Genomic DNA, 22,623 nt, shown 5'->3' on the forward strand with positions numbered 1-22,623 from the left:
CAGGGTGGTCGGTAGTCAGGCAAGGCCGTGGCGCTGTTTCCAATCACCCGGGTACACCACATAACCGAACAGCGCGTGGCCTGCGTACACCAGCTCCGTGCCTTCGGGAATCCACAGCACCTGACCTGGCGACACGCGGTACACCTCGCCGTTGGCCTGGAGTTCAAAACAGCCCTCAATGACAAAAATCACTTCGTCATAGAGCACCGTCCAGGCTACTTCAGCACCTTCCCAGCGGGCAAAGCCGATACCCAGGTTGGGCGACACCTCATTACTGACAGCACGCGCTACCGAGGCGCCGCCAGGCGGCCCGCCCCGGTGGACAAAGTCCAGGTTCCGGTGGTCGACCAGACGCACCGGGCCTTTTCCGCTGAGTGTGCGGGTCATACTTCGCTCCTACTGTTGAACGCGGCCCAGCGGATCCGGGCCCGCACCCCCATACCCAAGAACGGCTCAGGCGGGTTACGGGAGGGCAGGCCAGTCACTGCGCGGATGTCACTCAATTGCTGGGAGTCCGCCCCCACCGCCATGTCTGCCAGGAGCGTTCCGGAAATGGTGCCCCAGGCCGCGCCCACGCCGTTGTCGCAGGCGGTGGCGTAAACACCCTGATCGAGTTGGCCGAAATAGTTGGTAAAGTTGCGTGAGATCGCATAGACCCCACCCCAGGTATGGGTAAACGGCACTTGGGCCAGTTGCGGATAGCGCGCCTCGAAGGCCTTGCGATGGTCATCGCGAATCTTGTTGCGGGTAGCATCGGTTACGCTGCGACCGTAGCGAGGGACATGCTTGTAGGTATTGCGGATGATCAGGCGCCGGTCCTGGGTCATTCGTACAGTAGTACCGGCGTGGTCGGCAGGGGTGAGGCCCCAGTCGGCCTGGGCACCAACCGTCGCCATCTCGACGTCGCTCAGTGGTCGCGTCCAACTGGCGAAGGTCATCACCGGCAGGAGTCGGTTGCGCAAGTAGCCGAACTCCTGGGTGAAGATGCTCGTGCCCAGCAATACCTGCGGGCTCCGGATCAGCCCGTTGTCGCCCCGCACCAGCCACGTGCCGCAGGGGTCTTTCTGGAGTGTGCGGATTGGCGACTCTTCAAGCACTTCGACGTTGCCGGGAAGCGAATTACCTAGACCACGTACCAGGGCAGCAGGCTGCATCAGGTAGCAACCGGGGGTGTAGATGGCGCGGCTGTAGTAGCGGCTACCGAGTACACCGGCTAGTTCGTCACGCCCGACCACGCGATAGGGCTCACCCAGGTCGGCCATCAGTTTTTCAAAGTGATCCAGATAACCCTGGCCACGTTCTCCCACCGCGCCCTGGTATTTTCCCGCATGGGACCACTGGCATTCGATGCCGTGACGGCCGATCAATGTTTGCAGTTGATCGATGGCTGAGCGGTTTAGGCCCAAGAGCCGTTGTTTATGCTGAGGATCGGGATGTTCGAGGGCGAATTTGTGCGGCAGGTCGATGACGAAACCCGAGTTGCGCCCGGAGGCGCCGTAGGCGATTCGCTGGGCATCTACCAAAACAATGCGCGACTGCGGCAGGTGCTCGGCCAGGCGCCGTGCGGCGGCAAGCCCAGCAAAGCCAGCACCGATCACCACATAATCGGCGTTATGTTCGCCACTTAGGCGCTTGCTCGGCGCCTGTTCAGGCAGCGCGGCATACCAGCCGCAATTGCGGTCATCGTGAGGCAGATTGACGATACTGTTCATGGTTCAGCCTCAGGCCACATTTTGTTGGGTGTCCTGGCAGTTTTGCAGCCAGGTATTTCGTTGCATTTGTGCCTGACGGCCGAGCAGCACGAACCCGCGCAGGGCACCTGCGTGGTCATGAAACGCAGCGCTCAATCCATCGCTGGTCGCATCGCAGCGCCATTGGCCCTCGCAACCACCGGGAGGTGTCAGCAGGCACAGAGGGGCGACCGGGGTTTTCACCGTCACGGGCGCCAATGGGTAGTGGGCGGCGGTCGGTTGGCCCAGCAAGGTCTTGGCGAGGGCACGAATGCCTTCGTTGATCGGCGCGAGGTAAGGCAGCAACTGGCCGTTGATCTCGACGCAATCGCCCAAGGCATAGATGCCCGGTTGTGAGGTCTGTAGTTGTGCGTCGACCTTGATCCCGCGGCCACAGTCCAGGCCGGCTTCCAGCGCCAGCTCAAGGTTGGGGCGCAAGCCCACTGCACTGAGCACCAGGTCTGCACCGACGACCTGACCGTCGGCAAGGGTCAGTCGGTAGCCTTCGCCGTCCGGCTCGATGCACTGCAAGGTGGTACGCAGGCTCCATTGCACCCCCAACCCCGATAGCGCTTGCTGCAAGTGCTGGCCTGCCGCCTCGGGCAGCAGGCGTTCCATGGGCCAGGCACCCAGGCCGATTACCCGAACCTGATAGCCATTGCTCGCAAGGTCGTTGGCAAACTCGCAGCCGATCAAACCGTCGCCCAGAATGGCCACTCTGCGCACGCCATCAAGGCGTTGGCGGAACGCCTGGTAATCCTGCAGGTTGTTGACACTGAGCAGTGCCTCGGCGCGGCCCTCGATAGGCAACCGCACGGGAGAAGCACCACTGGCTAGCACCAGTTGGCCGTAGTCCATTTCGCCGAGGCTGGTGTACAAGCGCTGCGCCTGGGCATCGATGCGTTCGACTTTGCAGCCGGTATAGATACGAATGCCAAGCCTCTGTTCGATCGCCAGCGGCGTTTCGGTGGCCAGGGCTGCGGCGGTGCGCCCCTGAGCCAGGGCGATGGATAGCGCGGGCTTGGAATAAAGATGGCCCGATTCCTCGGTCAGTACGCGAATCTCCAACTGCGGGGCGGCCTTGCGCAGGGCCTGTGCCAGGCCGTAGCCGGCATGGCCGCTACCGATGATGACCACCGGTTGGGTGGGACGAGCGGCAACCAGTGGTTGCGCCTGGATAACCGGCGCGGTAGCCACTGCTGCGATCGGGGTGCTGAGTTCGATCATTTCAAAGTCGGCTTTGCCGACCTTGCACTCAGGGCATAGCCAGTCTTCGGGCACGTCCTCCCAGCGGGTACCGGGGGCAATGCCGTCGTCGGGCCAACCTTTGGCTTCGTCGTAGATCAGACCACAGATGATGCAGAGCCAGGTTTTCATCATGCTGCCTCCTCACTCGCCCTTGATACGCACGGCCAGGTTCTTGGTCCTGACGTAGCTGTAGAGCGCCTCCTGGCCTTTTTCCCGTCCGAAGCCCGAAAGCCCGACGCCGCCGAACGGCGTTTCGATGCCACCGGCATACCATTCGTTGACGAACACCTGGCCGGTGCACAGTCGCCGGGCACAGCGCAGGGCGCGATTGAGGTCCTGGGTGAATACGCCGGCCACCAGACCGAACACGGTGCCGTTGGCAATGGCGAGGGCCTCCTCTTCGCTGTCGAAGGGAATTACTGCCAGCACAGGGCCGAAGACTTCAGTCTGGGCTATCTCCATCTGCGCAGTCACATCGCGCAATACGGTTGGCGCCATGTAATGCCCGCTCAGGCCGCTGATGGCCTCGCCGCCGGTTGCGACCACCGCGCCTTGCTGCTGGGCACGTCGGCACAAGGCCTCGATGCCTTCGAGCTGAGCAGCAGAAATCACGGGTGTGTGGTCAGGGTTGTCCTGGCCCAGGCCCACGGTCAGCCCCTCGGCCATCGCTACCACGTCAGCTACAACCTCGTCGTAGATAGAGCGATGTACCAGCAAGCGCGACATGGCAGAGCAAACCTGGCCGGCATTGAAGAAGATGCCGCTTTTAACGCTACTGATCAGTTGCTCACGATCGGCATCCGGGAACACTAGGGCCGCCGACTTCCCGCCCAGCTCCATGACGCTGGGAATCGCGTGTTCGGCGGCACTGCGCAGAATGCTCTGGCCGGTGCCGACGGAACCTGTGAAGACGATCTGGTCGACATCGCGATGGCCGGCCAGGTAGGCACCCACTTCACGACCACGGCCGCAGATCAGATTGACGGCCCCCTGTGGCAGGCCGGCACGCTCGATGGCCTGCATCAGCACGCACAGGCCCAGTGGCGACAGTTCCGGCGACTTGATCACTACCGCGTTGCCGGCCGCCAAGGCAGGGGCCAGGGAGCGGGCGCAGATGGATACCGGGAAATTCCACGGCACGATCTGCAGCGACACGCCCAAGGGGTCGTAGACGGTGAAATCTATGTAGCCGTCGCCCAGCGGAATCGACTTCCCTTCAATCTTGTCGGCCATGCCGGCGTAGTATTCGAAGTAGCGCGCGGCCTCGATGAATTCGTCACGGGCATCACGCAGGCTCTTGCCGTTTTCCTGGCAAAGCACCCACGCCCCTTCGTCGGTGATCGCACGAATCTGCGCGGCAACCTCAAGCAACCAGGTCACCCGCTGCGCAGGACGCACACGGTTCAGAGCGTTGCTGTCAGCACAGCGCCGAGCCGCCTGCAGGGCGCATTCGGCGTCGGCCACACTGGCTTGGGCGATGGTCGCCACAAGGTCCGTGGTGCCAGGGTTGTGGATGCTCAGGTGCTGCTCACTGTCGGTCCACTGGCCGTCGATGAAGTTCAGCCAGTGCGGAGCTATTGGATGCATGATGATCACCTCAGGCGCGTTGAGCACAGTCAAGCAACTGGCGGGCAGCCCACTTGTGGAAGTAGTGAGTCGGCAGATCCATTTCCGGCGAGAACGCACCGCCGCTGTAACCAGGCGAGGAGCGGCCCTTCTGCATGCCTTCGACCGAGGCGATGTCTTCGGCGAACACTACGCGCCAGGATTCCATTACCGCTTTGCGCGAGGCGTCGTAACGGCTGTCGAGCGCTTCGTCACCCACGTAGAACAGGCGCAGGTGCTCGATGGTTTTACCCGGCGCTACAGGCTCGAGCATCATGGCGAACGCATGGTCGGCCTGGATGCCCAGCAGCACATTGGGGAAGAACGCCACGTACTCAGCAGTGCGCAGGCGGTCCTGTGGCCAGGATGGGAAGATCGGCAAATGGGTACCGGCAACGGCCGAGAGGTTGTAGGCGTGGCTGCCTTGGCCAGCGAATTCCTCGAACATGATGTTGTAGTGGTCTTCCAGGCGCGAGTAGCTGTTCAGGCTCGGGTGCACCCACGGCAGGTGGTAGGCCTCACAGTAGTTCTCGACTGCTAGCTTCCAGTTGCAGTTGACCTCGATGCTCATAGCACCACCGTTCGCTTCACGACGCAGCAGACTCATGCCGTCATTGCCCAGGAACTGAGTCCAGCGTTCGGTCAACGGCTGCAGTTGCTCTTCAAGCGCCGGTGCCTCGCCAGACAGGTTGATGAACACCATGTCCATCCAGATCGTGGTGCGCAGCGCCTTCAGGCCGTGTTTCTCGCATGCGAAACGTTCGTCTTTGTGCTGGTTGATCCCGCCAATGTGCGGAGTGCCTTTGAGACCTCCGTTCAGGTCGTAGGTCCAGGAGTGGTAGGGGCAGCGGATCACACCCTGCACTTCACCCGCCTGTTGAACCAGTTTCACGCCGCGGTGGCTGCAGACGTTGTGAAACACCTGCACCAGGCCTTCACGGTTGCGCATCATCAGCAGCGGCAGGCCCATGAAATCGACCGGCTTGACGTAGCTGTTGGTCGGCAAGTCGCTGGCAAAACCTATACACGCCCAGTTACGCCCCAGCACTTCGTCGCGCTCGAGTTCGAAATAGCGCTGGTCGGTGTAGAACTCGTTGGTCAGGCCATGAGCTTCATGGATAGGCGCCAGAACGGTTTCCAAGACGTGGACGGGAATAAGGCGGGAGTCAGTCGATACGGTCATTTTTTGTTTTCTCTTGTTAGATGCACGGCAGGCAATGCCTTGATGCCTGGTGCCAGTTTCAGCAAGAGAAGAAGGGCGCGACAAACGATTTATTTCAACGCTATTTATCAGTTTTTATCATTAATGATTTATTCGTCGATGACGGTAGTGGTAGATAATCGTTGATGAACTGCCAGGCTCTGGAATTTTCAGATTAATGACTTTTGGTAATCAATTAATGACTAGAAATGGTTTGTCGAAGAGCGGGTAATTCTCCCATTTTGATAGGGCCCGAGAGAGCGTACCGCGCCTTGGGCCTGCGGGAAGACCGCCGCCAGGGATCCGGCACCTGCCTGTGGCAGCGGCTCTACCCAAACCGTGACATCAAACCCTTGAACAAAAACAATAGGGGATAACCAATGCGTGCCGAATCTGGCCTGCTCAAAGGCCTCAATCCCACCGTGACGATCTGGTCGTTACTGGCCGTAGTAGCCTTTGTGCTGTTTTGTGCCCTGTTTGCCGAACATGCAGCAGCGGTTTTTCAACGTGCATCCGACTTCATCCTGCAGAATTTCAAATGGTTCTACCTGATTTCCGTCACGGGTGTGCTGGGGCTACTGATCTATCTGATGTGCAGCAAGTTTGGGTCTATGAAGCTTGGGCGAGACGACGACAAACCCGAGTTCAGCTTCGGCTCCTGGATCGCCATGTTGTTCAGTGGCGGCATGGGCATCGGACTGATCTTCTGGTCGGTTGCCGAACCCATGTGGCATTACGCGGGCAACCCGTTCGCCACCGGCCTCACCGACGAAGCCGCCACCACAGCTATGCGAATTACCCTATTCCACTGGGGCCTGCATCCCTGGGCTATTTTCACCATCGTTGGCCTGGGCCTTGCTTACTTTGCCTATCGCAAGGGCTTGCCGCTGAGCATGCGCTCGATCCTTTACCCGCTGATTGGTGAGCGCATCTATGGGCCCATCGGACATGTGGTGGACATCCTTGCCGTGGTGATTACCGCGTTCGGTGTATCCCAGTCGCTGGGCCTGGGCGTGGTGCAAATGAACACCGGGCTGAGCCAGGTGTTTGACCTGCCCATCAGCCTGGGGGTGCAGATCACCCTGATCGTGCTCATTACCCTGGTTACTACCGTATCGGTGATGGCCGGCGTGTCGCGTGGCATGAAGCGCCTTTCGGAATGGAATATGCTGTTGTCGGTGGTGCTGGTAGTGTTGATCCTGCTGCTGGGGCCAACCCGCTACATCATCAACCTGATGTTGGAGAGCACCGGCGACTACGCCAGCCATGTAGTGGGTCTGAGCTTTTGGAGCGATACCCAGAAGGACAGCGGCTGGCAGAACTGGTGGACGGCGTTCTACTGGCCGTGGTGGATGACCTGGGGCCCGTTTGTCGGTCTGTTCATTGCGCGAATTTCCAAAGGCCGCAGCATCCGTGAACTGATCGCCGGCGCGCTGTTGGTACCCACCCTGGTGACGATCATCTGGATGTCGGTGTTCGGTGGTACCGCGCTCAAGGCTGAGCAGCTCGATCGTCAGCAGCACGCAGAACTGGTTGCCAGTGGTGAGCTGCAGGGCGACAAGGCCAAGTTCGAAGGTGGCACGGTATTGCTGGCGACCAAGCAGGAAACCACCGCTGCCATGTTCACCCTGCTGCACAAGATCGACGCCGGTACGTTGGGCAAGGTGCTGAGCGTGCTGGTCTGTATCCTGCTGGCGACGTACTTCATCACCTCGGCCGACTCCGGCACCCAGGTGCTGTGTACGTTGAACTCCATGGGCAGCGCCAACCCGCCGCAGAGTATCCGCCTGCTCTGGTGCATCCTGGAAGGTGCTATAGCCATAGCTCTGCTGATGGCGGGGGGGCTCAAGGCGATCCAGATGGCGAGCATTGCGGCGGGATTGCCGATTGCGGGGTTCATCCTGCTGATTAGTTACACCCTGATGCGCAGCTTGCGCCAGGAGATGGCTGACGGCCTGCTTGATACGCCGCCGGGTGGGCGCCTGCCTATACCTGGGATTCACCCGCAAGGCATCACGCCGGTGGCTGGGCCCTTGGCCTGCGAGGGGCTTGATATGGGGCTGACAGCGAAGAAAGCCAGCTAACCTAAAGCCACCCTGGAAGACACAAGACCGATAGCCATCAGCTGTCGGTCTTGTGTTTTGGGCAGGCTATTTCTGCACCGAAGGCAGGGCCATCAACCAGTCCCGGAACAGCCGCACGCTTTCACGAGGACCACGCTCGGTAGACGACTCCAGCAGGCAGAACTTGGCGTCGGTCTGGAGTACCACATCGTTGGGCTTTACCAGCGCACCGGTGCTCAACGCATCGTCCACCAGGTTGCCCCAGGCCAGGGCCACGCCCTGGCCACTGATCGCCGACTGGATCAGCATACCGTAGCTGTTGATATTGACGCGATGCTTGGGGGTCATGGGCTCGTATCCCAGGCGCTTGAACCATTCGGGCCAACCTACCCAGTCGCGCTGGGAGTCTTCAAGCCAGAGCCAAGTACACGACGACAACCCTTCGATGCTGCTCAGTTGCGGATGCCTGGCCAGATAGGTCGGGCTGCACACCAGGAAGATTTCTTCCGAGAACAGCGGCGTGACAGCCATGTCCTTGGGCGGTGGGTTGCAGTAGTAAAGCGCCAGGTCGCTGTCGAGCCTGGCGTAATCCTTCACATGATCGTGGGCGATGATCCGCAGGTCGATGTTTTCATGGGCACTCTGGAATTCCGACACCTTGGGCAGTAACCACAGCGACGCCATGGCGGTACTGGTGGCAACGGTGACTTGTTGGTTGCCTTGCCACTGGCGTATATCGCCGGTGGCGCGGGCCAGGTGAAGCATGCATTCACGCACCGTTTCGTAATACTGCGCGCCGGTGGGGGTCAGGGACATGCTACGGGTGGTACGGGTGAATAGTGCCTTGCCCAGGTAGTCCTCAAGAAGGCGAACCTGACGGCTAATTGCACCCTGGGTAACATTCAATTCCTTGGCGGCAAGGGTAAAGCTCAAGTGGCGTGCCGCAGACTCAAACGCATGAAGACTGTTGAGCGGCGGAAGAGGCTGGATTTTCACAGGCAGGGGTTCCACTCATTTTTATTATCATCCGCTCACTGGAGTGGCGGTTTCCTCCCTAACGCATTCAGGGCAGAACGAAGCAATCGGTTTACTATACTGCACATTCGCAGAAAGATATTCGTTCCCTGAATAGGCAATATCCCAATCACTTTTAATGACATTGAACGCGGCGTGCATTGTGTGACAGTGAATAAGCCGATTGAAGCCATAGCACCCTGGTCACCCGAATTCAGCAGCGAACATGCGGAACTCGGAGCTCTTGATCACATGGCTTGGGGCCAGGATTTCGAAGGTTGCTGCCTTGGGATCAACCCAGGAGAGCAGCAAATTCCTTCTCATGTAATGACAGAAAAGGTTCATAAGTCTGAATTGGAAGGGGCATAAGCGAACGCCAAACCAAGGGGGAGACGGGACGCGAGGGAGACGGTTGAAACCGTCCGATGAAGGGAAACGAGCGCTTCCCCTCTACCGGCGACAGTTTTAATTGTTCGACGACTGTTTTAATTCAACGAAACCAAGTTGATCAACACCTGACTACCCGTTACTCGACAGTCACCGACTTGGCCAGATTACGCGGCTGGTCAACGTCGGTCCCCTTTAGCACGGCCACGTAATAAGACAGCAACTGCAGCGGAATGGTGTACAGGATTGGCGCCAGGGCATCGGCAATGTGCGGCACCTTGATCACGTGGGTGCCTTCGCCATTGGTCATGCCAGCGTGCTCGTCGGCGAACACTACCAACTCGCCACCACGGGCACGCACTTCCTGCAGGTTGGACTTCAGCTTCTCCAGCAGTTCGTTGTTGGGTGCAACGGTAACCACCGGCATGTCGTTGTCCACCAACGCCAGCGGGCCGTGCTTCAACTCGCCTGCAGGGTACGCTTCGGCGTGGATGTAGGAGATTTCCTTAAGCTTGAGAGCACCTTCCATCGCCACCGGGTACTGCGCGCCGCGGCCGAGGAACAGGGTATGGTGCTTGTCGGCGAACAGCTCGGCAATTTTCTCGACGGTGGCATCCATGGCCAGGGCTTCGCCCAGACGGGTAGGCAGTCGACGCAGCTCTTCAACCAGCTCAGCTTCGACACCGGCTTCCAGCGTACCGCGCACCTGACCAAGGGCCAGGGTCAGCAGCATCAGCGAAACCAGCTGGGTGGTGAACGCTTTGGTCGAAGCCACGCCGATTTCAGGGCCGGCCAAGGTCAGCAGGGTCAAGTCCGACTCGCGTACCAGCGAGCTGATACCCACGTTGCAGATCGCCAGGCTGCCAAGGAAACCCAACTCCTTGGCGTTGCGCAGTGCGGCCAAGGTATCGGCGGTTTCGCCGGACTGCGAGATGGAAACGAACAGCGTGTCCGCCTGCACCACCACCTTGCGGTAACGGAACTCGCTGGCCACTTCCACCTGGCAAGGGATGCCGGCCAGGCTTTCCAGCCAGTAACGCGCAACCATACCGGCGTGGTAGCTGGTGCCACAGGCAACGATCTGCACGTTGCGCACCTTGGCAAACAGGTCGGCAGCTTGCGGGCCAAAGGCCTGGACCAGCACGTTGTCCTTGCCCAGGCGGCCTTCAAGCGTGCGCTGAACAACGCTTGGCTGCTCGTGAATTTCCTTGAGCATGAAGTGGCGGTAAGCGCCCTTGTCGGCAGCCTCGGCACCTTCGTGATATTGCACGGTTTCGCGCTGGACCTTGTTGCCCTGCTGGTCCCAGATAGAGACCTGATCACGGCGGATTTCAGCGATGTCGCCTTCTTCCAGGTACATGAAGCGGTCAGTAACCTGACGCAGCGCCAGCTGGTCGGACGCCAGGAAGTTCTCGCCAAGGCCCAGGCCGATAACCAGCGGGCTACCACTGCGCGCGGCCACCAGGCGGTCCGGCTGCTTGGCACTGATCAGCGCGAGGCCGTAAGCGCCGTGCAGGCGCTTCACCGCCGCCTTAAGGGCGTCGGTCAGGTCTGGAATGCTCTTCAGGGTGTGGTGGATCAGGTGGACGATGACTTCGGTATCGGTCTGCGAAGTGAAGACATAGCCCAGGCCCTTCAGCTCTTCGCGCAGCTCCTCGTGGTTCTCGATGATGCCGTTGTGCACCACGGCCACGTCATTGCCCGAGAAGTGCGGGTGGGCGTTGCCTTCAGTCGGCGCGCCGTGGGTAGCCCAGCGGGTGTGGGCAATACCCAGCTGGCCTGCCAGTGGGTCATCAGCAACAGCAACCTCCAGCTCACTGACCTTACCGATGCGCCGGCGGCGCTGCAGTTCACCGTTCTGGGTGAGTACAGCCAAACCGGCGCTGTCGTAACCGCGGTATTCAAGACGCTTGAGGCCTTCGATCAGGATGGCTGTGATATTACGCTCGGCGACAGCACCAACGATTCCACACATGTTTTATTGCTCCTGGCTGATCGCGGCGCAGATCAGGTTGATGCCGCGGGCTTGAATTTGTTCGCGCGCTGCTGCTGGCAGGCGTTCATCTGTAATAAGGGTGTGCACGCTGCCCCAGGGCAGCTCGAGGTTCGGGATCTTGCGCCCCACCTTGTCCGACTCGACCATCACGATCACTTCACGGGCAACTTCGGCCATGACCCGGCTCAGCCCAAGCAGCTCGTTGAAGGTAGTGGTACCCCGGCCGAGGTCGATGCCGTCGGCACCGATGAATAATTGGTCGAAATCGTAGGAGCGCAGTACCTGCTCCGCGACCTGGCCCTGGAACGATTCGGAATGCGGGTCCCAGGTGCCACCGGTCATCAGCAGCACCGGCTCGTGTTCGAGGTCGCAGATTGCACGGGCCACATTGAGCGAATTGGTCATCACCACCAGGCCTGGCTGGCGCCCCAGTTCGGGGATCATTGCCGCCGTGGTGCTGCCGCTGTCGATGATAATGCGCGCATGTTCGCGGATACGCCCCACGGCGGCACGCGCAATGGCCTTTTTATAAGAAGAGACGGGTTGCGCCGGTTCACCGAGCAACTCTTGCGGCACCGGCACCGCCCCGCCATAGCGGCGTAACAACAAGCCGTTGGTTTCCAAGGCGGCGAGGTCTTTGCGAATGGTCACTTCCGAGGTGGCGAAACGCTTGGCCAACGCGTCCACACTTACCTCACCCTGCTCGCTGAGCAGAGCCAGAATATTGTGTCGCCGTTGTGGTGTGTTTCGTTTCGACATGTGCGTTTAAGTTTCGATTCGAAAGTTAATGGTTGCAATCAAAACCTAAGACGAGCGATTCGTCAAGCTGTCGCTGACCTGTGGATTGGTTGCCTCTGCTTTGACGCGGTCCTTTAGGCGCGGCAGCGCCAATAAAAAAGCCGACTTATTCACATAAGTCGGCTTTCGATCGAAACGGCTGTGAATAACTCAGCTCTTCTTGATCTTCTCTGGGCGCTTCCAGCCCGAAATGTTGCGCTGGCGTGCACGGGCAACAGCCAGGTCACCCGCTTCTACAGCCTGGGTGATGGTCGAGCCGGCTGCGGTGGTCGCGCCGGCCTTGATTTCCACAGGCGCCACCAACGAGTTGTTCGAACCGATGAACACGTCTTCACCCATCACGGTCTTGAACTTGTTGGCGCCATCGTAGTTGCAGGTGATGGTGCCGGCGCCGATATTGGTGCGCGCACCGATTTCGGCATCCCCCAGGTAGGTCAGGTGACCAGCCTTGGCCCCTTCACCCAGGTGGGCGTTTTTCAGTTCGACGAAGTTACCCACATGGGCCTTGGCGTCCAGTACGCTGCCCGGACGCAGGCGGGCGAACGGGCCAGCATCGCTGCCTTCTCCCATCACAGCGCCTTCGAGGTGGCTGTTGGCCTTGACCACCGCGCCTTTGCGCAGGGTCGTGTTCTTGATCACGCAGTTAGGGCCGATCTGCACATCGTCTTCGATGACCACCTTGCCTTCGAGAATCACGTTGATGTCGATCAGCACGTCACGACCAACGCTGACTTCACCACGAACATCGAAGCGTGCCGGGTCACGCAGGGTAACCCCCTGAGCCATCAGACGGCGGCCTTCACGCAACTGGTAGTGACGCTCCAGCTCGGAGAGCTGGCGGCGGTCGTTGGCGCCCTGCACTTCCATGGGGTCGTGTGGCTGTTCAGTTGCCACCACCAAGCCATCGGCCACTGCCATGGCAATTACGTCGGTCAGGTAATACTCGCCCTGGGCGTTGTTGTTCGACAGCCGGCCCATCCAGTCAGCCAGACGCGCGGCTGGCAGCGCCAGGATTCCGGTGTTGCCTTCCTTGATCGCTTTTTGCGCGTCGTTGGCGTCCTTGTGCTCAACGATGGCAGTTACCTGGCCCTGCTCGTCACGCACGATCCGGCCATAGCCGGTCGGATCGTCGAGGGTGACTGTCAGCAGTCCCAGCTGCTGATCGTTGGCCTTCGCCAACAGACGCTGCAGGGTCTCCACTTCGATCAACGGCACGTCGCCGTACAACACCAGCACGGTATCAGCGGTCAGCGCTGGCAGTGCCTGGGCAACAGCATGACCGGTACCCAGCTGTTTATCCTGCATGACGAAATTCAGGTCGTCAGCGGCCAGGCGCTCGCGAACCAGCTCGGCACCATGGCCAATGACCACATGAATACCTTGCGGCTGAAGTTGGCGCGCGCTGTGGATAACATGGCCGAGCATGGAATTGCCAGCTACCGGGTGCAACACTTTGGGCAGCGCCGAGCGCATGCGGGTGCCTTGGCCGGCGGCGAGAATAACGATATCGAGTGACATTACTGGCTACCAATCCTGGGCGGTCAGTGAAAGACCGGGGGGAGAAAACAGAAAAAGAAAAAGGGTAGCCGAGGCTACCCTTTTACTCAATCGCAACAGAAGTTATCAGCCGGGGCCGATTACTTGCCTTTGCGCATTTGCTGGACGGTACGCAGCTGGGCTGCGGCCTCGGCCAGACGTGCGGCGGCGGCACTGTAGTCGAAGTCCGCGCCTTTCAGATTCAGGGCGTTCTCGGCAGCCTTGAGGGCCTCCTGAGCCTGAGCTTCATCCAGGTCTGTAGCACGTTGCACGGTATCGGCAAGCACCTTGACCATGTTCGGCTGAACCTCGAGGAAACCACCAGAGATGTAGAACACCTCTTGTGCGCCACCCTGCTTGGTCAGCGTGATCGGACCAGGCTTGAGATTGGTGATCAGCGGCGCATGGCCTGGAGCGATACCAAGATCACCCAGGTTACCGTGCGCAACCACCATCTCGACCAGGCCGGAGAAGATCTCTCCTTCCGCGCTGACGATATCGCAATGGACTGTCATAGCCATCTGCTTGCCTCAACCTGATAGCGCCCCTTGCGGGGCGCAGGAATTACAGTTTCTTGGCTTTCTCGATCGCTTCGTCGATGCTGCCGACCATGTAGAACGCTTGTTCTGGCAGGTGGTCGTAGTCACCTTTGAGGATGCCGCTGAAGCCAGCGATGGTGTCTTTCAGGGAAACGTACTTACCTGGCGAACCGGTGAAGACTTCTGCCACGAAGAACGGCTGCGACAGGAAGCGCTGGATCTTACGAGCGCGGGCTACCAGTTGCTTGTCGGCTTCGGACAGTTCGTCCATACCCAGGATCGCAATGATGTCCTTCAGCTCTTTGTAGCGCTGCAGAACATACTGAACGCCACGAGCGGTCTCGTAGTGCTCGTTGCCGATCACGTTCGGGTCCAGCTGGCGCGAAGTCGAGTCCAGTGGGTCGACCGCTGGGTAGATACCCAGGGAGGCGATGTCACGGGACAGAACGACGGTGGCGTCCAAGTGGGCGAAGGTGGTCGCTGGCGACGGGTCGGTCAAGTCGTCCGCAGGTACATATACGGCCTGTACGGAGGTGATCGAACCTTCCTTGGTGGAGGTGATGCGCTCTTGCAGAACGCCCATCTCTTCAGCCAGGGTCGGCTGGTAACCTACTGCCGAAGGCATACGGCCCAGCAGTGCAGATACTTCGGTACCGGCCAGGGTGTAACGATAGATGTTGTCGACGAACAGCAGAACGTCGTTACCTTCGTCACGGAACTTCTCGGCCATGGTCAGGCCGGTCAGCGCTACACGCAGACGGTTTCCTGGTGGCTCGTTCATCTGACCGTAGACCAGCGCTACTTTGTCGAGAACGTTGGAGTCCTTCATCTCGTGGTAGAAGTCGTTACCCTCACGAGTACGCTCACCCACACCAGCGAACACGGAGTAACCGCTGTGTTCCATGGCGATGTTACGGATCAGTTCCATCATGTTTACGGTCTTGCCGACACCGGCACCACCGAACAGACCAACCTTACCACCCTTGGCGAACGGGCAAACCAGGTCGATAACCTTGATGCCGGTTTCCAGCAGGTCGTTGCCGCCTGCCTGGTCAGCGAACGAAGGCGCTGGCTGGTGGATACCGCGACGCTCTTCTTCGCCGATCGGGCCGGCTTCGTCGATCGGGTTGCCCAGTACGTCCATGATACGGCCCAGGGTGGCCTTACCAACTGGAACGGAAATGGCAGCGCCGGTGTCGACGACATCCAGACCGCGCTTCAGGCCTTCGGTCGAGCCCATCGCAATGGTACGAACCACGCCGTCGCCCAGCTGCTGCTGAACTTCCAGGGTGGTTTCCGCGCCTTGTACTTTAAGCGCGTTGTATACACTCGGCACGACGTCACGTGGGAATTCCACGTCGATGACGGCGCCGATGATTTGAACGATACGTCCGCTACTCATAGCTGGATCCTCTGAATATGTGAACCGTTAAACCGCGGCAGCGCCGCCGACGATTTCCGAGATCTCCTGGGTGATCGCAGCCTGACGCGCCTTGTTGTAGATCAACTGAAGCTCTTTGATCAAATCACCGGCGTTGTCTGTGGCGTTCTTCATGGCGATCATCCGGGCCGCTTGTTCAGCAGCGTTGTTCTCGACCACCGCCTGGTATACCTGCGACTCCACGTAGCGCACCATCAAGCCGTCCAGCAGCTCTTTTGCGTCGGGTTCGTACAGGTAGTCCCAGTGATGCTTGAGATCCTGATCCGGGGTTGCCACCAACGGTACCAATTGCTCGACCGTCGGCTTCTGGGTCATGGTATTGATGAACTTGTTCGAAACCACCGAGAGGCGATCGATACGGCCGTCCAGGTAGGCGTCCAGCATCACTTTGACGGAGCCGATCAGATCGTTGATCGATGGCTCTTCGCCCAAGTGGCTGATCGCTGCTACGACGTTGCCGCCAAAGATGCGGAAGAAAGTCGCACCCTTGCTGCCGATCACGCACAGGTCGATTTCCACGCCCTGTTCGCGGTTTGCGCTCATGTCCTTGACCAGGGCCTTGAACAGGTTGGTGTTCAAGCCACCGCACAGACCACGGTCACTGCTCACCACGATATAACCAGCGCGCTTTACAGGGCGCTCGATCATGAACGGGTGGCGGTATTCCGGGTTGGCGTTGGCCAGATGACCGATCACCTGGCGGATACGTTCCGCGTAAGGACGGCTAGCAGCCATGCGCATTTGTGCCTTGCGCATCTTGCTGACCGCCACTTTCTCCATGGCGCTGGTAATTTTTTGCGTGCTTTTGATGCTCGCAATCTTACTGCGAATCTCTTTTGCGCCTGCCATGTATCACCTATCAGGTTAGCAAGCGGGGGCCTGAGCCCCCGCTGCGGCTTACCAGGTCTGGGTGGCCTTGAACTTCTCGATACCGGCTTTCAGGCCTGCGTCGATTTCGTCGTTGAAGTCACCCTTCACGTTGATCTTCGCCATCAGTTCAGCGTGATCACGGTTGAAGAAGGCGATCAGAGCTTGCTCGAAGCTGCCGATCTTGGAGACTTCTACGTCGATCAGGAAGCCACGCTCAGCGGCGTACAGCGACAGAGCCATGTCCGCGATGGACATCGGCGCGTACTGCTTCTGCTTCATCAGCTCGGTAACGCGCTGACCATGCTCCAGCTGCTTGCGGGTCGCTTCGTCCAGATCGGACGCGAACTGGGCGAATGCAGCCAGTTCACGGTACTGAGCCAGAGCGGTACGAATACCACCGGACAGCTTCTTGATGATCTTGGTCTGAGCGGCACCACCTACGCGGGATACCGAAACACCGGCGTTCACTGCAGGGCGGATGCCCGAGTTGAACATGGCCGATTCCAGGAAGATCTGACCGTCGGTGATGGAAATCACGTTGGTCGGAACGAACGCAGAAACGTCGCCAGCCTGGGTTTCGATGATCGGCAGAGCGGTCAGGGAACCGGTTTTGCCAGTGACAGCACCGTTGGTGAACTTCTCGACGTACTCTTCCGAAACGCGCGATGCACGCTCCAGCAGACGGGAGTGGAGATAGAACACGTCGCCTGGGTATGCTTCGCGTCCTGGTGGACGGCGCAGCAGCAGGGAGATCTGACGGTAGGCAACGGCCTGCTTGGACAGGTCATCGTAAACGATCAGTGCGTCTTCACCGCGGTCGCGGAAGAACTCGCCCATGGTGCAACCGGCGTATGGCGCCAGGAACTGCAGTGCGGCGGATTCCGAAGCACTGGCAACAACCACGATGGTGTTGGCCAGGGCGCCGTTTTCTTCCAGCTTGCGAACGATGTTGGCAACGGTGGAACGCTTCTGGCCGACAGCAACATAAACGCAGAAAATACCGGAGTCTTTCTGGTTGATGATGGCGTCGATGGCCATGGCGGTCTTGCCGATCTGACGGTCGCCAATGATCAGCTCACGCTGGCCACGGCCGACAGGGATCATGGCGTCGACGGATTTGTAACCAGTCTGTACAGGCTGGTCTACCGACTTACGCCAGATCACGCCTGGAGCCACTTTCTCGACTGCGTCGGTCTGGGTGTTGCCCAGAGGACCTTTGCCGTCGATCGGGTTGCCCAGTGCGTCGACGACGCGACCCAGCAGTTCCTTACCAACCGGAACTTCCAGGATGCGGCCGGTGCACTTGGCGCTCATGCCTTCGGCGAGGGTGTCGTATGCACCCAGGATCACTGCACCTACGGAGTCTTGCTCCAGGTTCAGGGCCATGCCGTAGACGCCGCCAGGGAACTCGATCATTTCGCCGTACATAACGTCGGCCAGACCGTGGATCCGCACGATACCGTCGGATACCGAAACGACGGTACCTTCGTTACGGGCTTGGGAGCTCACATCGAGGTTATCGATGCGGCCCTTGATGATTTCACTAATTTCGGAAGGATTGAGTTGCTGCATTGCTCTGCTGCCCCTTCAAACTCAAGATTTCAATGCTTCGGCCAGTTTCGCGATTTTGCCGCGAACAGAGCCATCGATTACCAGGTCACCGGCGCGGATGACGACGCCGCCAATCAGGCTGGCATCCTCCGACGCGTGCAGGCGCACTTCCTGGCCTAACCGTGCACTGAGAACCTTGGCGAGTTTGTCTTGCTGTTCTTGGTTCAACGCGAAGGCACTGGTGACTTCCACGTCCACGGATTTCTCTTGCTCGGCCTTGTACAGGTCGAACAGGGCGGCAATCTCCGGCAGAAGCAGGAGACGGTCGTTTTCCGCGGCAACATGAATGAAATTCTGTGCCTGTGCATTGAACTTGTCACCGCACACGTCAATGAACGTGGCGGCCTTTTCTGCGCTCGTCAGTCGCGGGGCCTTGAGCAGGCGCTGCATGGTGTCGTCTTGCGACACCGCAGCAGCCAGGCCGAGCATGGCTGACCAATTGGCCAGTTGCTGATGGGCCTGGGCATGCTCAAAGGCAGCCTTAGCGTAAGGTCGGGCCAACGTGGTCAGTTCTGCCATGATCGCCCTCGCTTAAATTTCAGCGGCCAGTTTGTTAACCAGCTCCGCATGCGCGTTTTGATCGATTGTGGCGCCAAGGATCTTTTCAGCACCACCAACGGCCAGAGCACCCACTTGGGCACGCAGGGCGTCTTTAGCGCTGTTCAGTTCCTGTTCGATCTCGGCCAGAGCCTGAGCCTTCACACGGTCAGCTTCGACGCGGGCCTGTTCACGGGCTTCCTCGACAAGCTGAGCAGCGCGTTTCTTGCTTTGCTCGATGATTTCGGCTGCTTGTGCTTTAGCTTCACGCAGTTGCTGACCCGCTTTCTCTTGGGCCAGCTCCAGGTCGCGAGCTGCGCGGTTGGCAGCGTCCAAGCCGTCGGCAATCTTCTTTTGGCGCTCTTGCAGAGCAGTGATGACCGGAGGCCATACATACTTCATGCAGAAGAGTACAAAAATCAGGAAAGCAACGGATTGGCCAATCAGGGTTGCATTAATGTTCACGCCAACACCTCGCTCGGTCTTAATTCATACAGCCATCAACTCGTGGTGACGAGTGATTAGCCGGCGATCTGACCAACGAACGGATTCGCGAAGGTGAAGAACAGAGCGATACCAACACCGATCATGGTTACGGCGTCGAGCAGACCGGCAACGATGAACATTTTGACCTGCAGCATCGGAACCATTTCTGGCTGACGAGCAGCGCCTTCCAGGAATTTGCCACCCAGCAGGCCGAAACCAATGGCGGTACCCAGAGCACCCAGGCCGATCAGCAGAGCAACAGCGATAGCGGTCAGACCAACTACAGTTTCCATCTTTCCTCCCGACTTTTACGTCGTATTGGTTAGGTTTTTAGTTTGAAGCGGTAAAACAAATCGTTTGGTACAGCATGCCCTTGCGGACTTTTTAAGCCCTCCCCCCGTACAGGCAGGGAAGGCTATCAGACACGCCAGGCGGTCTTAATGGTTATCTTCGTGAGCCATCGACAGGTAGACGATGGTCAGCATCATGAAGATGAAAGCTTGCAGGGTGATGATCAGGATGTGGAACACAGCCCACGCCCATTGCAGCACCACACCCAGGCCGCTGAGCCACAGCAGGCCGGAGCCGAACATTACAGCGATCAGGATGAACACCAGCTCGCCAGCATACATGTTGCCGAACAGACGCAGTGCCAGCGAGATCGGTTTGGCGATCAGGGTGACGAATTCCAGCAGGAAGTTGACCGGAATCAGCAGGATCTGCACGAAGATATTCTTGCTGCCAAACGGGTGCAGGGTCAGCTCACCGATGAAGCCGCCCAGTCCCTTGACCTTGATGCTGTAGAAGATGATCAGGGCGAAGACGCAGAAGGCCATGGCCAGGGTCGCGTTCGGGTCGGTGGTCGACACGGCGCGGAACGGAATGTGCGGGTCACCGGAAATCAGGATGGCCAGCTGAGGAATCCAGTCGACCGGTACCAGGTCGACGGCGTTCATCAGGAATACCCAGACGAAAATGGTCAGCGCCAGTGGTGCGATTACCGGGCTACGGCCGTGGAAGGAGTCCTTCACGCTGCCGTTGACGAAGTCGACCATCACCTCAACGAAGTTCTGCAGACCGCCAGGTTGGCCGGAAGTCGCCTTCTTGGCCGCCATGCGGAAGATCAACAGGAAGATCAGACCCAGCGCGACGGACCAACCCAGGGTGTCCAGGTGGAACGCCCAGAAGCCCATTGCCTTGGCTTCTGCAGCCGAATGGGCGAAGCCCCAGCTGCCGTCTGGTAGTTGACCGTAGGTCAGGTTCTGCAAGTGGTGCTGGATATAGCCCGAAGCGGTTTCTGCTGCCATGGTTGCCTCAAACGCCCTAAGGTCTCGAAAGTCTTTTATTCATCAGCAGGGGCGCGAACCAGCTGACCAAAAGGGTCAACACGAAGACGCCGAATACTGCTAGCGGCGCCAGTGGCTTCACTCCTGCAAAGGTCAGTGCAAAAAGCACTGCCGTCAAAATCATCTTGCCTGCCTCGCCAGCGTAAAACGACTTGACGATAGCTTGTGCCGCCCGAGCCCCGCTGAAGCGAAAAGCCTTCCAGGCGAAATACACATTGGGCAGCCAGGCAATCAAACCTCCGCAAAGGCCTGAATATCCACTGACCGACCCTTTCCACTGCCACACCACCAAGGTTGCCAGCAGCAGTACGACAAATTGAGCCAGCAGTACCGGAAAAACCGCCCAGCGATGGAAAGGCAGGCGGTTTGGCGTGCGTATTTCCATCACAACTGCTCCTCGGAAGTCGACCAACAAGTCAGCTATGACTTGGCATAATTTGTGCCGACAAAATGCGCGCAGAGTATAGGGGTGGATTAACCCCTATTCAACTCTTCGGTAGTGATTTCCGACTTCGCGCTACAACAGGAATTGTTTCAGCGGATGTGAGCGAGCACGCCTTGCAACTCATCAAGCGAGTTGTAGCGAATAACCAACTGGCCTTTGCCCTTGTTGCCATGACGGATCTGCACGGCCGAGCCCAGGCGCTCTGCGAGCCGCTGTTCAAGGCGTGCGATATCCGGATCAGGTTTGCTCGGTTCGACCGGATCAGGCTTGTCGCTGAGCCACTGACGGACCAGTGCCTCGGTTTGGCGCACGGTGAGGCCACGTGCGACAACATGACGCGCCCCCTCCTCCTGACGATTTTCATCCAGGCCGAGCAATGCACGGGCGTGCCCCATCTCCAGATCACCGTGGGCGAGCATGGTCTTGATCGCATCAGGCAAGGTAATGAGGCGCAGCAGGTTGGCCACAGTCACCCGCGACTTGCCCACAGCGTCAGCCACCTGCTGCTGGGTGAGCTCGAATTCCTGTTGCAGGCGCTGCAGGGCCATGGCCTCTTCCAGTGGGTTGAGGTCTTCGCGCTGGATGTTCTCGATCAATGCCATGGCGATGGCGGCTTCGTCGGGCACTTCGCGGACCATGGCCGGGATCGTGTCCAGGCCGGCCTGCTGGGTAGCGCGCCAACGGCGCTCACCGGCGATGATCTCGTATCGGTTGTCGCCAATCGGGCGTACCACGATCGGTTGCATCACACCATGGTTGCGAATCGAGTGCGCAAGCTCTTCCAGCGCCTCCGGGTCCATGTCCCGGCGAGGCTGATACTTGCCGCGCTGGACCAGCTCGACCGGCAGGTGTTGCAGTTCTTTCTGGTCGATCTTCACAGCCTGCTCTTCGAGCGCGCTGACGGAAGGACCACTGAGCAGTGCATCCAACCCACGTCCGAGACCCCGTTTCTTGACGGCCATACGGATTCCTTAAGTTGTTTGTGCAGTGCGTGATGGACGGCGTTGACGGCGTACCAGTTCCCCAGCCAGGGCCAGGTACGCCAGCGCGCCCCGCGATTGCTTGTCGTAAGCAAGGGCTGGCATGCCGAAGCTGGGGGCCTCGGCCAAGCGAATGTTGCGCGGAATGACCGTGTCGTACAGCTGAGGGCCAAAGTGCTCCTTCAACTGTGCCGAAACATCGTTGTTCAGGCTCAGACGCGGATCGTACATGGTCCGCAGCAGGCCCTCGATCTTCAACTCCGGGTTCAACCGGGCGGCAATACGCTTGATGTTATCCACAAGGTCGCTGAGACCTTCCAGTGCGTAGTACTCACACTGCATGGGGATAATCACGCCATCGGAAGCGACCAGAGCATTCAGCGTGAGCATCGACAGCGACGGCGGGCAGTCGATGAGGATGTAGTCGTAGTTATCGCGAATAGGCGCCAGGGCGTTGCGCAGACGGCTTTCCTTGACCTGCATTTCCAGCAGCACCACCTCAGCGGCGGTCAGGTCACGGTTGGCCGGCAGCAACTGGAAGCCTCCGTGCTCGGAGTAGTGCATAGCCTGGGCCAAGTCGCACTCCCCGATCAGCAGGTCGTAGACCGAATGCTCGAGCTCGTGCTTGTCCACACCGCTGCCCATGGTGGCGTTGCCCTGCGGATCGAGGTCGATCAGCAGGACACGACGCTTGGTCGCAGCCAGCGAGGCGGCGAGATTGATACAGGTGGTTGTCTTGCCCACACCACCTTTCTGGTTCGCGATTGCGAATACCTTAGCCATTGTTGCG

General features: G+C 59.3%; 21 protein-coding genes and 1 pseudogene. 1 reads left to right on the plus strand and 21 read right to left on the minus strand.

Annotation, left to right across the window (positions count from 1 at the left end):
• Positions 1 to 15: 15 nt before the first annotated feature.
• The 6 genes and pseudogenes from ACK59Z_RS01275 to ACK59Z_RS01300 form a co-directional block, all read right to left on the minus strand.
• A complete protein-coding gene (locus ACK59Z_RS01275) occupies positions 16 to 387 on the minus strand; it encodes an ethanolamine utilization protein EutQ (RefSeq protein WP_003253236.1) in 372 nt (123 codons plus the stop codon).
• Positions 384 to 1,712, minus strand: coding sequence for an FAD-binding oxidoreductase (locus tag ACK59Z_RS01280; protein ID WP_003253234.1), 1,329 nt, complete (start codon positions 1,710 to 1,712; stop codon positions 384 to 386). The genes ACK59Z_RS01275 and ACK59Z_RS01280 overlap by 4 nt, the downstream gene beginning before the upstream one ends.
• A 9-nt stretch (positions 1,713 to 1,721) precedes the next feature.
• Complete coding sequence (locus ACK59Z_RS01285) at positions 1,722 to 2,957, minus strand: NAD(P)/FAD-dependent oxidoreductase (protein WP_409292163.1); 1,236 nt, start codon at positions 2,955 to 2,957, stop codon at positions 1,722 to 1,724.
• Positions 2,946 to 3,107 (minus strand): annotated as a pseudogene (locus ACK59Z_RS01290) (rubredoxin); the annotation flags it as partial. The gene ACK59Z_RS01285 and the pseudogene ACK59Z_RS01290, both read right to left, overlap by 12 nt.
• A gap of 12 nt (positions 3,108 to 3,119) precedes the next feature.
• The gene (locus ACK59Z_RS01295; RefSeq protein WP_010955853.1) at positions 3,120 to 4,565 is read right to left on the minus strand and encodes an aldehyde dehydrogenase family protein; all 1,446 of its coding nucleotides are present in this window, start codon (positions 4,563 to 4,565) and stop codon (positions 3,120 to 3,122) included.
• 10 nt (positions 4,566 to 4,575) lie between these two features.
• Positions 4,576 to 5,766 (minus strand): aromatic ring-hydroxylating dioxygenase subunit alpha, encoded by a 1,191-nt coding sequence (locus ACK59Z_RS01300; protein ID WP_003253228.1) that lies wholly within the window; start codon positions 5,764 to 5,766, stop codon positions 4,576 to 4,578.
• Between the two features lie 398 nt (positions 5,767 to 6,164).
• On the opposite strand from ACK59Z_RS01300, the gene ACK59Z_RS01305 reads away from it, so the two are divergent.
• Positions 6,165 to 7,868: a BCCT family transporter gene (locus ACK59Z_RS01305; RefSeq protein ID WP_108192101.1), complete on the plus strand. Its 1,704-nt coding sequence runs from the start codon at positions 6,165 to 6,167 to the stop codon at positions 7,866 to 7,868.
• A gap of 66 nt (positions 7,869 to 7,934) precedes the next feature.
• Here ACK59Z_RS01305 and ACK59Z_RS01310 read toward each other — a convergent pair whose 3' ends face one another.
• The 15 genes from ACK59Z_RS01310 to ACK59Z_RS01380 form a co-directional block, all read right to left on the minus strand.
• Complete coding sequence (locus tag ACK59Z_RS01310; RefSeq protein ID WP_003253225.1) at positions 7,935 to 8,843, minus strand: LysR substrate-binding domain-containing protein; 909 nt, start codon at positions 8,841 to 8,843, stop codon at positions 7,935 to 7,937.
• Between the two features lie 544 nt (positions 8,844 to 9,387).
• Positions 9,388 to 11,223 (minus strand): glutamine--fructose-6-phosphate transaminase (isomerizing), encoded by a 1,836-nt coding sequence (glmS, locus tag ACK59Z_RS01315; RefSeq protein ID WP_004575180.1) that lies wholly within the window; start codon positions 11,221 to 11,223, stop codon positions 9,388 to 9,390.
• A gap of 3 nt (positions 11,224 to 11,226) precedes the next feature.
• A complete protein-coding gene (locus tag ACK59Z_RS01320) occupies positions 11,227 to 12,003 on the minus strand; it encodes a DeoR/GlpR family DNA-binding transcription regulator (RefSeq protein ID WP_003253204.1) in 777 nt (258 codons plus the stop codon).
• A gap of 189 nt (positions 12,004 to 12,192) precedes the next feature.
• A complete protein-coding gene (gene glmU / locus ACK59Z_RS01325) occupies positions 12,193 to 13,560 on the minus strand; it encodes a bifunctional UDP-N-acetylglucosamine diphosphorylase/glucosamine-1-phosphate N-acetyltransferase GlmU (protein ID WP_409292129.1) in 1,368 nt (455 codons plus the stop codon).
• Between the two features lie 119 nt (positions 13,561 to 13,679).
• Positions 13,680 to 14,099 carry a F0F1 ATP synthase subunit epsilon gene (locus ACK59Z_RS01330; protein ID WP_003253199.1) on the minus strand — a complete coding sequence of 140 codons (420 nt, stop codon included), beginning with the start codon at positions 14,097 to 14,099 and terminating at the stop codon, positions 13,680 to 13,682.
• 43 nt (positions 14,100 to 14,142) lie between these two features.
• Positions 14,143 to 15,519 carry a F0F1 ATP synthase subunit beta gene (gene atpD / locus ACK59Z_RS01335; protein ID WP_003253197.1) on the minus strand — a complete coding sequence of 459 codons (1,377 nt, stop codon included), beginning with the start codon at positions 15,517 to 15,519 and terminating at the stop codon, positions 14,143 to 14,145.
• Positions 15,520 to 15,546: 27 nt separating this feature from the next.
• Positions 15,547 to 16,407 (minus strand): F0F1 ATP synthase subunit gamma, encoded by an 861-nt coding sequence (gene atpG, locus ACK59Z_RS01340; protein ID WP_003253195.1) that lies wholly within the window; start codon positions 16,405 to 16,407, stop codon positions 15,547 to 15,549.
• Between the two features lie 48 nt (positions 16,408 to 16,455).
• On the minus strand, positions 16,456 to 18,000 hold the full coding sequence (atpA, locus tag ACK59Z_RS01345) for a F0F1 ATP synthase subunit alpha (RefSeq protein ID WP_003253193.1): 1,545 nt from the start codon (positions 17,998 to 18,000) through the stop codon (positions 16,456 to 16,458).
• 21 nt (positions 18,001 to 18,021) lie between these two features.
• The gene (locus tag ACK59Z_RS01350; RefSeq protein WP_003253191.1) at positions 18,022 to 18,558 is read right to left on the minus strand and encodes a F0F1 ATP synthase subunit delta; all 537 of its coding nucleotides are present in this window, start codon (positions 18,556 to 18,558) and stop codon (positions 18,022 to 18,024) included.
• Between the two features lie 12 nt (positions 18,559 to 18,570).
• The gene (locus tag ACK59Z_RS01355) at positions 18,571 to 19,041 is read right to left on the minus strand and encodes a F0F1 ATP synthase subunit B (RefSeq protein ID WP_003253189.1); all 471 of its coding nucleotides are present in this window, start codon (positions 19,039 to 19,041) and stop codon (positions 18,571 to 18,573) included.
• A 56-nt stretch (positions 19,042 to 19,097) separates the two neighbouring features.
• On the minus strand, positions 19,098 to 19,355 hold the full coding sequence (gene atpE / locus ACK59Z_RS01360) for a F0F1 ATP synthase subunit C (protein ID WP_003097235.1): 258 nt from the start codon (positions 19,353 to 19,355) through the stop codon (positions 19,098 to 19,100).
• 144 nt (positions 19,356 to 19,499) lie between these two features.
• On the minus strand, positions 19,500 to 20,369 hold the full coding sequence (gene atpB, locus ACK59Z_RS01365; protein ID WP_003253188.1) for a F0F1 ATP synthase subunit A: 870 nt from the start codon (positions 20,367 to 20,369) through the stop codon (positions 19,500 to 19,502).
• Between the two features lie 16 nt (positions 20,370 to 20,385).
• Positions 20,386 to 20,793: a F0F1 ATP synthase subunit I gene (locus ACK59Z_RS01370; RefSeq protein ID WP_003253187.1), complete on the minus strand. Its 408-nt coding sequence runs from the start codon at positions 20,791 to 20,793 to the stop codon at positions 20,386 to 20,388.
• Between the two features lie 149 nt (positions 20,794 to 20,942).
• Entirely contained in the window at positions 20,943 to 21,815 is an 873-nt protein-coding gene (locus ACK59Z_RS01375; protein WP_003253185.1) for a ParB/RepB/Spo0J family partition protein, read from the minus strand.
• A gap of 9 nt (positions 21,816 to 21,824) precedes the next feature.
• A complete protein-coding gene (locus tag ACK59Z_RS01380) occupies positions 21,825 to 22,616 on the minus strand; it encodes a ParA family protein (RefSeq protein WP_003253182.1) in 792 nt (263 codons plus the stop codon).
• Positions 22,617 to 22,623: the final 7 nt, after the last annotated feature.

The sequence above is a fragment of the Pseudomonas sp. KCJK9058 genome (assembly GCF_046230975.1).
Classification (GTDB): domain Bacteria; phylum Pseudomonadota; class Gammaproteobacteria; order Pseudomonadales; family Pseudomonadaceae; genus Aquipseudomonas; species Aquipseudomonas alloputida.